12 protein-coding genes are annotated in these 10882 nt (G+C 71.7%); 6 read left to right on the top strand and 6 right to left on the bottom strand.

Annotation, left to right across the window (positions count from 1 at the left end; all coding sequences use genetic code 11):
- Window positions 1–33: 33 nt before the first annotated feature.
- From ACGH48_RS16700 to ACGH48_RS16690, 3 genes are read right to left on the bottom strand one after another with little or no spacing between them, the layout of a single operon-like run.
- Window positions 34–2037: a serine/threonine-protein kinase gene (locus tag ACGH48_RS16700; protein ID WP_396289400.1), complete on the bottom strand. Its 2004-nt coding sequence runs from the start codon at window positions 2035–2037 to the stop codon at window positions 34–36.
- 56 nt (window positions 2038–2093) lie between these two features.
- A complete protein-coding gene (mshD, locus tag ACGH48_RS16695; protein WP_396289398.1) occupies window positions 2094–2921 on the bottom strand; it encodes a mycothiol synthase in 828 nt (275 codons plus the stop codon).
- Entirely contained in the window at window positions 2921–3604 is a 684-nt protein-coding gene (locus tag ACGH48_RS16690) for a response regulator transcription factor (RefSeq protein WP_111085255.1), read from the bottom strand. The genes mshD and ACGH48_RS16690 overlap by 1 nt, the downstream gene beginning before the upstream one ends.
- A gap of 188 nt (window positions 3605–3792) precedes the next feature.
- On the opposite strand from ACGH48_RS16690, the gene ACGH48_RS16685 reads away from it, so the two are divergent.
- The 3 genes from ACGH48_RS16685 to ACGH48_RS16675 all read left to right on the top strand — a co-directional run bounded on the left by ACGH48_RS16685 (window position 3793) and on the right by ACGH48_RS16675 (window position 5890).
- Window positions 3793–4074 carry a hypothetical protein gene (locus ACGH48_RS16685; RefSeq protein ID WP_222658683.1) on the top strand — a complete coding sequence of 94 codons (282 nt, stop codon included), beginning with the start codon at window positions 3793–3795 and terminating at the stop codon, window positions 4072–4074.
- A gap of 137 nt (window positions 4075–4211) precedes the next feature.
- Window positions 4212–4814, top strand: a complete 603-nt coding sequence (locus ACGH48_RS16680) for an FABP family protein (protein ID WP_111085252.1) — start codon at window positions 4212–4214, stop codon at window positions 4812–4814.
- Window positions 4814–5890, top strand: a complete 1077-nt coding sequence (locus ACGH48_RS16675; RefSeq protein WP_396289396.1) for a YgfZ/GcvT domain-containing protein — start codon at window positions 4814–4816, stop codon at window positions 5888–5890. Before ACGH48_RS16680 ends, ACGH48_RS16675 begins: the two co-directional genes overlap by 1 nt.
- A gap of 98 nt (window positions 5891–5988) precedes the next feature.
- On the opposite strand, the gene ACGH48_RS16670 is transcribed toward ACGH48_RS16675, so the two are convergent.
- Window positions 5989–6765 (bottom strand): class I SAM-dependent methyltransferase, encoded by a 777-nt coding sequence (locus tag ACGH48_RS16670; protein ID WP_396289395.1) that lies wholly within the window; start codon window positions 6763–6765, stop codon window positions 5989–5991.
- Window positions 6766–6810: 45 nt separating this feature from the next.
- Between ACGH48_RS16670 and ACGH48_RS16665 the strand changes: the two genes are divergently transcribed.
- Entirely contained in the window at window positions 6811–7557 is a 747-nt protein-coding gene (locus ACGH48_RS16665; RefSeq protein ID WP_123311978.1) for a phosphoglyceromutase, read from the top strand.
- Window positions 7558–7615: 58 nt separating this feature from the next.
- Here the strand turns inward: ACGH48_RS16665 and ACGH48_RS16660 are convergent, their stop codons facing one another.
- Entirely contained in the window at window positions 7616–8164 is a 549-nt protein-coding gene (locus ACGH48_RS16660; RefSeq protein ID WP_123311980.1) for an AAA family ATPase, read from the bottom strand.
- Window positions 8165–8223: 59 nt separating this feature from the next.
- Window positions 8224–8892: a phosphate signaling complex protein PhoU gene (gene phoU / locus ACGH48_RS16655; RefSeq protein WP_111085245.1), complete on the bottom strand. Its 669-nt coding sequence runs from the start codon at window positions 8890–8892 to the stop codon at window positions 8224–8226.
- 146 nt (window positions 8893–9038) lie between these two features.
- Between phoU and ACGH48_RS16650 the strand changes: the two genes are divergently transcribed.
- Both ACGH48_RS16650 and ACGH48_RS16645 read left to right on the top strand, forming a co-directional pair.
- Window positions 9039–10205 carry a cell wall metabolism sensor histidine kinase WalK gene (locus ACGH48_RS16650; protein WP_123311982.1) on the top strand — a complete coding sequence of 389 codons (1167 nt, stop codon included), beginning with the start codon at window positions 9039–9041 and terminating at the stop codon, window positions 10203–10205.
- Window positions 10202–10882, top strand: a complete 681-nt coding sequence (locus tag ACGH48_RS16645) for a response regulator transcription factor (protein WP_111085241.1) — start codon at window positions 10202–10204, stop codon at window positions 10880–10882. The genes ACGH48_RS16650 and ACGH48_RS16645 overlap by 4 nt, the downstream gene beginning before the upstream one ends.

Here is a 10882-nt window from a genome sequence, read left to right as displayed (position 1 = left end):
CCCGTCCGCCACCTGGTCGCGTGGACAGCGCGCTCAGTCGCGCGTCGTGATCCCGAAGGGCGAGCTCTCGAGGTTCGTGAAGTTCCCCACCGTCGCCCGCACCGTGCACGACGGCGCGACCGACAGGGCCGTGACGACCAGCCCGTCGGACGACACCGCCAGTGCCCCCGAGCAGCCGTCGGCGAACCGCACGCCGGACTCCCCGCCGGCCACGTCGACGAGCATCTGCGACGGGCGTCCCGTGGCGGGACTGCGGTAGAGCGGGTTGAGCTCGTCGGCACCGTTCGGCCACACCGGTACCAGGGTGACCGGCAGGGCCGTCTGACTGACCGTGCGGTCGGGCGTCCGGACCTCGATGCCCTGCAACCGTTGCACCGGGTAGGCGGTCCCGCGCACCGAGTCGTCGGTCACGGCAGCTGTGGTCGCCTCGCCGACGCCGTCGAGCCACGTCTGCAACGCCGCGCCGTCCGTGACGGAGGCGAGCGGCACCGAGGCCTCGACCGTGACGTCGCCGCCGGCGGGGACCTCGACGCCGGACAGGGCCCAGGCGCACGCGGTGTCGACACCCGTCAAAGAGGGCTGGTTGCGCTTCGCCGAGATCCCCTCGCCGGTCCAGGTGACGGCGGGGCACGAGGCACCCGAGCGGGCACCGGGGACGACCTCGAGGAACGGACCGGTCAGGGCCGACGCCTGCGCCGCGTACGTGACGCGCAGGTCCACGGTGCCCTTCGCGGGGTCGATGGTCGCGCGGCGGGTGGTGGCGAGGCCCGTGGGCAGTGGGCGGTCCTGCTGGTAGGCGTTGGCGGCCTGTGCGGTCGCGGTGCCGGCGCCCGGCGTCTTCCGCAGCGCACCGGGCAGCCAGACGACCCCGCCGACGACGAGCGCGGCCACGAGCACGATGCCGAGACCGCCGAACAGGAGCGCACGGTTCGTCAGCCACTCGGGGCGGGTGAACCGACGCGCCGGTGCGGGCTCGGCAGCGGGCGCGGCCGGCAGTGGCTGTCGTGCCATCGGCCGGATGACGGTCTGGGAACCGGCGGGGCCGAGTTCCGGTGCCGGGCCGACCACGGCTTCGTCCTCGGGTGTCCCGGTGTCGCCCCGGTCGGCGTCGTGGTCCGGGCGGACCCCGCGGACCACGGTGGCGGGCCGCTCGACCTCGTCGAACGCGTCCGGGTCGCTCGTCGCGGCCAGCGCGGGGGCTGCGGCGAGGGACCGGGCGAGCCGGCGCAGGGTCGCCGCGGCGTCCGCTGCTGCAGGACGGCTGTTCGGGTCCTTCGTCAGCAGGGCGGACACCGCAGACCACAGCGCATCGGGCACGTCGAGCGGCGGCGGGTTCGACGTGACGTGCCGGTAGGCCACTGCGAAGTCCGTGCCCGGTCCGGCGAAGGGTGTGCGGCCGGACAGCAGCTCGTAGAGCATGACCCCGGCGCCGTAGACGTCCGCGGCGGGACCCGCGCGGCCGTGGCTGATCGACTCGGGCGCCATGTACTGCGGCGTGCCGAGGAGCCCGGTGGTGGTGCGCTCGCGCTCGGCGACGACGGACGCGATGCCGAAGTCGGTGACCCGGACGTCGCCGGTCGCACCGGGGACCCACGGGGTCTGGAGCAGCACGTTGTCGGGCTTGACGTCGCGGTGGGTCACGTCGCGCTCGTGTGCGGCCGCGAGGGCGTCGAGCGTCTCGGCGGTGATGGTCAGGGCGTCCCGTGGGGCCAGCGGACCGTTCGATGCCAGCAGATCGCGCGCGGACCCACCCGGCACCAGGTCCATGACGATCGCGAGCCGGTCGCCCTCGACGACCAGGTCGCGGACACGCACGATGGACGGGTGCTGCAGGGCGAGGAGCACCGAGCGCTCGCGGACGAAGCGTTCGACGATCTGCGGGTCGGCGGCGAGCTCGGCACGGAGCAGCTTCGCGGCGACGTGCTCGCCGGTCGCGGTGTGCTCGGTGCGCCAGACCTCGCCGGTGGCACCCGTCCCGAGCAGCTCGACCAACCGGTACGACGCACCGAGCGGCTCACCCTGACCGTACTGCGCCACTGCGTCCCCGACTTCCCGATTCCCCCATTGGCCGACCCCTCGCCGACCACGCAATGTTACCGGCCGGTCGGAGCCTCCGCGTGCTCCGGCGCGGCGTACTGCACGTCGATCGCGTGCTGCGTGAACCCGGACCGCCGGTACAGCGCCAGCGCCGACTCGTTGTTGCCCTCGACGTACAGTGCGGCGGCGGTCAGCCCACGGCCGCTGAGCCGAGCGGTGCCCGCGCGCATGAGCACCCCGCCGAGCCGCTGCCCCTGCAGGTCGGGCCGGACGGCGACGGCGTAGAACTCGCCGATGCCGTTCTCGACCTTGAGCCAGCACGAGCCGGCGAGCCGCCCGGAGGCGTCGCGGAGCAGCAGCAGGTCGTCGCCGGAGAACCAGGCGTCCGACTCGCGGGCGTGCAGGTCGTCGAGCGTCATCCGCCCCTGCTCGGGGTGGTGCGCGAAGGCCGCGGCGTTCAGGGTGAGCCAGTCGGCCTCGTCCTCGGTGCCGGGGCGGAACGCGGACAGGCTGTACCCGGCCGGCACGTCGACGGACGGGGCGTCGGCCTCGTCGATCGGCGCTCGGAGCTGCAGCAGGGTCCGGACGGCGCGCCAGCCGAACCGATGTGCCAGTGCACGCGCCGCAGGGTGGTCCCCGTGTGCCCAGGCGAGCACGGGAGCGGCCCCGCCGCCCAGCGCGAGCGCCTGCGTGACGAGGGCGGTCCCGGTGCCGTGCCCACGGGCCTCCCGGTCGACGACGAGTTCCAGCTCAGCGTCGCGGACCACGGCGACCCCGTCGTCGGCCTCGAGGACCGTCGCGCGCCCCGCGCGGACGTCGACCAGGGTCTGGTCGGAGAACGGCGGCGCCTCGCCGGGGACGACGAACCGTGCGAGGTCCGGCACTACTGGCCCATCAGGCGCTCGGCCTCGTCGTCGTAGACGTTGAAGCGGTACCCGACGTTGCGGACCGTGCCGATGAGCGACTCGAGGTCGCCGAGCTTCGCGCGGAGCCGACGGACGTGCACGTCGACCGTTCGGGTGCCACCGAAGTAGTCGTAGCCCCAGACCTCGCTGAGCAGCTGCTCGCGGGTGAAGACGCGCGACGGGTGCGTGGCGAAGAAGCGGAGGAGCTCGAACTCCTTGAACGTCAGGTCGAGCGGCCGGCCGCGGACCTTCGCCGAGTAGCTCGCCTCGTCGATGACGACACCGGACGCCTGGATCTTCGAGCTGGACTGCCCCTTGGCCGCACGGCCCGCGGACAGCCGGATGCGGGCGTCGATCTCGGCGGGGCCGGCGCTCTCGAGCACCACGTCGTCGACGTTCCAGTCGCTGTTGACGGCGGTGAGCCCGCCCTCGGTGACCACGAGCACGATGGGCGTCGTCGATCCGGACGAGGCGAGGATCTTGCACAGGGCCTTCGCACTGACCAGGTCGGTGCGGGCGTCCACGAACATCAGGTCGCTCTGCGGCGCGTTGACCAGCTGCGCGGCCTCGGCCGGCACGTGACGGATCCTGTGGCTCAGGAGACCCAGGCTCGGCAGGACGTCGCCGGGCGCGGTCGAGGTGAGTACCAGGAGCTGTGCCACAGGACCTCCGCAGGTGGATGACGTCGTGGACACATCCTAGTGATGCTCGGGAAGTCCTCATCCGGCCGGACGGTTTGCGCGGGAACCCGCAAGCGCGCACCGCACCGCACCGCACCGCACCGCACCGCAGCGCTGCACGGCCGCGCTGCGCCTGCGCACCGGGCGCGACCCCTGCCATGATGGAACGCGTGACCCAGCCAGTGCAGCCCACCGACCAGCGGCGTCTCACGCTGACGTCCGTCCTGCCGGTCTGGATCCTGGCCGTCGTCGGGGCGGTGCTCGTCCTGACGCTCGCCGAGCGCGACGCCTTCGCCTGGCTGCTGCTCGTGTTCGTCGCCTGCGTGATGGTGAGCTTCGTGCTCCAGCTCATCACCGCCACGAAGGACGGACTGGTCGAGCGGATCAGCATCGCGTCCTCCGGTGCCTTCGTCGTGGTGCTCGTCACCGCGGTGGTGCTCCTGGCGCGTTGAGCCGAGCCGCGTAGACTCCGGGGCATGGATTCGCTGCTTGCGCTCGAGCTGTTCTACGTGGGCCTCCTCGGCCTGGCGTCGCTCGCGATCGCGTTCATCTCGGTGGTCGTCGTCGTGAAGCTGTTCAAGGGTCAGCGTTGATCGAGCTCCCCGAGGGCCTGGCGCCCGAACTGGTCCCGTTGTCGTGGCTCGTCGGCGTCTGGGAGGGCACCGGCGTCGTGGAGTACCCCGTCGGTGACGAAGAGGCACCCCGTACCTACGAGTTCGGCCAGCGCGTGAGCTTCAGCCACGACGGCCTGCCGTACCTCAACTACTCGTCCACCACGTGGCTGCTCGACGACGACCACACCCCGCTCGCCGCCGAGATGGGCTACTGGCGGATCGACCGTCCGACCGAACCCGGTGACCGCGGCCCCGCGATGCTCCTGGGCGAGGGGCCGACCCCGTTCAGCACCGTCGAGAGCGTCGAGGCGCTGCGCAACACCACGGACGGCTTCGACGTCGAAGCCGCGATCGTCCACCCGACGGGTGTCAACGAGCTCTACGTCGGCCGGGTGCTCAAGGGCCGGATCGACCTGGCCACCGACGCCGTGATGCGCTCGCCGAACGCGAAGGACTACTCCGCCGCGACCCGCCTGTACGGCCTGGTCGAGGGCAAGCTCTTCTGGGCGTGGGACATCGCCGCGCTCGGTCGCGAACTCACCTCGCACGCCTCGGGGCAGCTCGCGAAGGTCGACTGATGTCGGCGTTCGCGGTGCGCGACGGGTTCGTCGCGTCATCTGGTGTGCTCGGCGCGCCCGCCGCACACTTCGGCAACCCCCTCGGTGAGCAGCGGCTGCTCGAACGTGGCTCGGCCGTCGTCGAGCTCGGCCTCGGCGTCGTCACCGTCACCGGACCGGACCGCCTGTCGTGGCTCAACTCGATCACCTCGCAGCAGCTGACCGGCCTGCCGACCGGCGTCAGCACCGAGACCCTCGTGCTCGACCAGTCCGGCCGTGTCGAGCACGCCGCCCGCGTGGTCGACGACGGTTCGGTCGCGTGGCTCCTCACCGAGCCCCAGGACGCGGCACCGCTCGCCGCCTGGCTCGACTCGATGCGCTTCATGCTCCGGGTCGAGGTCGCGGACCGCAGTGCCGGCTTCGTCACCGTCGGGTCCTTCACCGACACCGGTGCCGTCGCCGACGCGGTCGTCGAGTGGGTCGACCCGTGGGCGGCCGTCACGCCCGGTGGGTGGAGCTACGCCAGCCTGGAGGCCCACCCCGGCTCCGACTGGACCCTCCGGATCGCGGTGCTCACGCCAGGGGCCGCGGCCGGTCTGGCAGCGTCCGACCGGCCCGTCGCCGGGCTGCTGGCGTTCGAGGCACTGCGGATCGCCGCCTGGCGCCCGACGCTGTCCGATGCCGACGAGCGCACCATCCCGCACGAGCTCGACTGGCTCCGCTCCGCCGTGCACCTGACGAAGGGCTGCTACCGCGGACAGGAGACCGTCGCGAAGGTGCACAACCTGGGCCACCCGCCGCGTCGGATCGTGCAGCTGCACCTGGACGGGTCGGACGCTGTCCTGCCGGCTCCGGGGACTCCCGTGGTGCTCGGCGACAAGGAAGTCGGACGGCTGGCCGCCTCGGCGGTCCACCACGAACTCGGGCCGATCGGTCTCGCTGTGGTCAAGCGCTCCCTCGACCCCACCGCGACCCTGACGCTCACCGCCGACGACGTCGTGGTGACGGCGGCGCAGGAGACCATCGTCCCGCCGGAGGCCGGCGCCACGGCGAACGTCCCGCGGCTGCCCCGGCTCGGAGCCGTCAAGCGCTCCTAGTCGCCGTCGCGGGTCGATGCTGGCGCGAGACTCGGCCCGAGCGACACTTCTCGGGCCCCGGAGCGCGAGATCAGTCGCTGAGCGCGAGACTCGCCCCCTCAGGTGGCGGGCTCGACCGCGGACCACGGCACGCTGAGTTCGCCGAGCCGCCACCGCGTCGGCCCGTGCAGGACCGGCCACCCGCGGTCGCGCATGCCCCGCACCGTGGCGATCCACCGCTGCCGGGGCCCGTACGTACTGAGCGGAGCCGCCACCGCCCACGACAGGTCGAGGTCGCGCAGGAACGCGTGCACCCGTTCGCCGGGCACGTTCCGGTGGATCAGGGCCTTCGGCAGCCGTTCCGCCACGACGCTCGGCACGTCGAGCCCGGCGAGCCGGAGCGACACCGTGAAGGTCCGAGGGGCGACGTCGTCGAGCGTCACCCACGAGGCCACCCGGCCGACCTCGTTGCAGGTCCCCTCGACGAGCGCCCCGCCGGGCTGCAGGCGGTCCTGCATGATCCGCCACGACGCCACCACGGCGGACTCGTCGTACTGCCGCAGCACGTTGAACGCACGGATCACGGCCGGTCGACGCTGTCCGGGGGTCGGGGTCTCGAAGCCGCCGAGCCGGAACGTCACGCCGTCGCGGGTACCGGCGTTCGCGAACGCCACGCGTGCCGGTTCGATCTCGATGCCGGTGACCTCGACGTCCGGACGCACCAGGGCCAGACGGTCGCGCAGCTCGAGCGTCGTCGTCGGCGAGGCCCCGTACCCGACGTCCGCGACCAGCGGGTCGTCGGTCCTGCGGAGCGCGGGCAACGACGCGATCCACCGGTCGACACGGCGGAGCCGGTTGTACCCGGTCGTCCCGCGCGTCACGTTCCCGATGGGCATGCCGTCAAGGGTACGGGCCTGCTGACGCTCGGTAGACTCGGCAGCATGACCTCCACGCTCGTCCTGCTCCGTCACGGAAACAGTGACTGGAACCAGAAGAACCTGTTCACCGGTTGGGTCGACGTCCGGCTCAGCGAGCTGGGCGAGAAGGAGGCGAAGCGCGCCGGCGACCTCATCGCCGAGTCGGGCATCGTCCCCGACGTCCTGTACACCTCGCTCCTCACCCGTGCGATCCAGACGGCCGACATCGCGCTGCTCCAGGCCGACCTGGCGTGGCTGCCGGTCAAGCGCGACTGGCGCCTCAACGAGCGCCACTACGGCGACCTGCAGGGCAAGGACAAGGCCCAGACGCTGGCCGAGTACGGCGAGCAGCAGTTCATGGAGTGGCGCCGTTCGTTCGACGTCCCGCCGCCCCCCATCGCCGACGGCGCCGAGTGGTCGCAGGCCGGTGACCGTCGCTACGCCGACCTGGGCGACAAGCTGCCCCGCACCGAGTCGCTCAAGCTCGTGATCGACCGCCTGCTGCCGTACTGGGAGTCCGACATCACGAAGGACCTGGGCGAGGGCAAGACCGTGCTGGTCACCGCGCACGGCAACTCGCTCCGCGCGCTCGTGAAGCACCTCGACGACATCTCCGACGACGACATCGCCGGGCTGAACATCCCGACGGGCATCCCGCTGGTGTACGAGCTCGACGACGACTTCCGTCCGACGAAGCCGGCGTACTACCTCGATCCCGAGGCCGCTGCCGCCGGCGCTGCCGCCGTGGCCGCCCAGGGCGCCAAGAAGTAGCTCGGCACACACGAACGCCCCGTCCGGAGTCCGGGCGGGGCGTTCGTCGTGCGGCCGGTCAGACGAAGTGCGAGGCGATCTCCTGCACGAGGGCGCCGACGTCGTACGGCCTCGTCGTGTCGACCCGGATCACCGGGACGCCCGGCAACCCGACGGGTCGAGCGTCGTCCTCGTGTTCGTCCCAGAAGGCCAGCACCTCGTCGAGGTCGCCGTGCACCTCGTGCCGCACCGGCACGGTGCCCGGGTCGTACCGGTCGCGCAGCCGCTCCTCGGCGCTGGGCCGGTCCGTGTCGCACCACACCTCGACGGCGCGCGGCGACCCGGCGGACGTGAGCCCGGCCTCCAGGCGGTCCCGGTCACGCGACGGCAGCCAGACGGCGTCGAGGACGACCCCGTTCTCGACGGCCCGCGCCATGGACCACATCGTGTCCATCGCGATCCCGCCGAGCGGACGCGACGCGATCATCGGGCCGACGACGTCGGCGAGGGGCTCCTTGATCCGGTCCTTCGACAGGAACGGGCAACCGAGCACCTCGGCCAGCGCCGCGCCGATCGTGCTCTTGCCGGAACCGGGCATGCCGTTGACGATGATCGCGACCTGGGCCATGCGTCGATCCTCGCAGAACCGAGCGGGTGCCGAGCGCCGCGGAACGGAACCGAACCGGGTCAGACCGCGGCGGTCGAGGTGGACGCGCCGGTCCAGTCGCCGGTCGCCAGGTACTCGACCTTCTTCGCGATGGAGACCGCGTGGTCGGCGAAGCGCTCGTGGTAGCGCGAGGCCAGGGTGGCGTCGACGGTGTCGATCGGCCCGCCCTTCCAGGCCTCGCCGAGGACGAAGTCGAACACGCTCGCGTGCAGTTCGTCGACGGCGTCGTCCTCGTCGCGGATCTCCGCAGCCAGGGCGATGTCCTCGGTCGCGAGCAGCCGCGTGAGCTTCTGCGACATCGCGACGTCGTGCTTGCCCATCTCCTTGAACGTGCCGCGGAGACCCTTCGGCACGACCTTCTCGGGGAAGCGCTGACGGGCGAGCTGCGCGATGTGCTCGGCCATGTCACCCATGCGCTCGAGCGAGGAGCTCACGCGCAGGGCGGTGACGACGACGCGCAGGTCGCGGGCGACGGGTGCCTGGCGGGCCAGGATGTCGATGGCGATCTCGTCGAGGCTGTTGGCGGCCTCGTCGATCTTCTGGTCGTCGGCGATCACCTCCTCGGCGAGGGCGACGTCGGAGTCGCTGAAGGCCTGGGTGGCCCGGGTGATGGCGGACTCGACGAGTCCGGCGATCTCGGTCAGTCGCTCCTGGACGTCCTGGAGTTCCTGCTGGAAGACTTCGCGCATGGGGGAGTACCTCTCTCTGCGTACCGGTCGAGTGTCGTCAGCCCAGGTGAACGAACGGTGACGTGGGGCTGAACGCTTCGCGTTCCGGCCTTCCGAGGCGGGTGAACGGTACCGGAACCCCGCGTGACCATCCCTACACTGGCGACATGGACAACGCGTGGCTCGTGCCACTGTCGATGCTCCTCGGCGGGGTCTTCGGCGCGGGCGTCGTGGTGCTGATCATCACCGCCGAGCGCACGGCACGTGCTGCCGACGTGGCAGAGCGGACCCTGCCCGACGGCGTCGCAGCAGTGATCGCGACGATGCACAACCCGGCGGTCGTCATCGACCCGTCGAACACCGTCGTCGCCGCGTCGCCCCAGGCGCTGACCGTCGGGCTCGTCGTCCGGCGACGGCTCGTGCACCAGGAGCTCCTCGACCTGGTCGACCGGGTGCGCAAGAGCGGCGAGATGGGGGCGGAGGACCTCGAGCTCCCGCGCGGACGCCACGGGGAGCTCATCGGGTACCTCAGCTTCCGTGCCGCCCAGCTCGGCAACCGGTACGTGCTCATCACCGCGGACGACCTGACCGAGAGCCGGCGCATCGACGAGGTCCGCCGTGACTTCGTCGCCAACATCTCGCACGAGCTGAAGACCCCGATCGGCGCCATCGGCCTGCTGTCCGAGACGCTCGTCCTCGCGGCCGACGACCCCGCGCACGTGAAGAAGTTCGCCGCGCAGCTCATCACCGAGTCCGAACGGCTCGGCGCCCTGACGAAGGACATCATCGAGCTGTCCCGGCTGCAGTCGGTCGACGCGCTGGAGAACAGCGAGGAGACCGGGGTCGACAAGATCGTGCAGGCCGCGATCGACGCGAACGAGGTCGTCGCCCGCGCCCGCTCGATCGAGATCATCCGGGCGAAGAAGTCGAAGCTCCGGGTGATGGGCGACCCCGGCCTGCTGCAGGTCGCGGTGTCGAACCTCATCGCCAACGCGGTGAAGTACTCACCCGACGGCACCCGCGTCGGCGTCGGCGTCCGGTCCGCGAAGGGCTTCGTCGAGATCGCGATCACCGACCAGGGCGTCGGGATCCCCGAGGCCGACCTCGACCGGGTGTTCGAACGCTTCTACCGCGTCGACCCCGCCCGGTCGCGCGCCACCGGCGGCACCGGCCTCGGCCTGGCGATCGTCAAGCACGTCGTGGGCAACCACGGCGGCGACGTCCGTGTCTGGTCGCAGCCCGGCAAGGGCTCGACCTTCACCATCCGCCTGCCCGAGGCGGACACCGAACTGACCACCGCACTCGAAGAGCAACTGGAAGAGCAGCCATCGTGACCAAGATCCTCATCGTCGACGACGAGCCGGCCCTGAGCGAGCCCCTGGAGTTCCTGCTGCAGCGCGAGGGGTACGAGACCTCCGTCGCGGCCGACGGCGTGACCGCGCTGTCGAAGTTCGACTCGGAGAACCCGGACCTGGTGCTCCTCGACCTCATGCTGCCCGGGTTGTCCGGCACCGAGGTCTGCCGGCAGATCCGCACCAGGTCGAACGCCCCGATCATCATGCTGACGGCGAAGGACTCCGAGGTCGACATCGTCGTCGGGCTCGAGCTCGGCGCGGACGACTACGTGACGAAGCCGTACTCGACCCGCGAGCTGCTGGCCCGCATCCGCGCGGTCCTGCGGCGCCGCACCGAGGACGACCCGGCGGACAGCGGGATCCTGCAGGTCGGCGGCATCCGGATGGACGTCGAGCGGCACACGGTGTCGGTCGACGGCTCGGAGACGGCGATGCCCCTCAAGGAGTTCGAGCTGCTCGAGCTCCTGCTCCGCAACGCCGGGCGGGTGCTCACCCGTGGCCAGCTCATCGACCGGGTGTGGGGCTCCGACTACTTCGGCGACACGAAGACGCTCGACGTGCACATCAAGCGCATCCGCTCGAAGATCGAGCGCGTGCCGTCCACCCCGGAGATCCTGGTGACGGTACGCGGGCTCGGGTACCGCATCGAGGCCTGA

It is taken from the genome of Curtobacterium pomorum (assembly GCF_044497295.1).
Classification (GTDB): domain Bacteria; phylum Actinomycetota; class Actinomycetes; order Actinomycetales; family Microbacteriaceae; genus Curtobacterium.
This window is presented reverse-complemented; position numbering and strand designations above follow the sequence as displayed.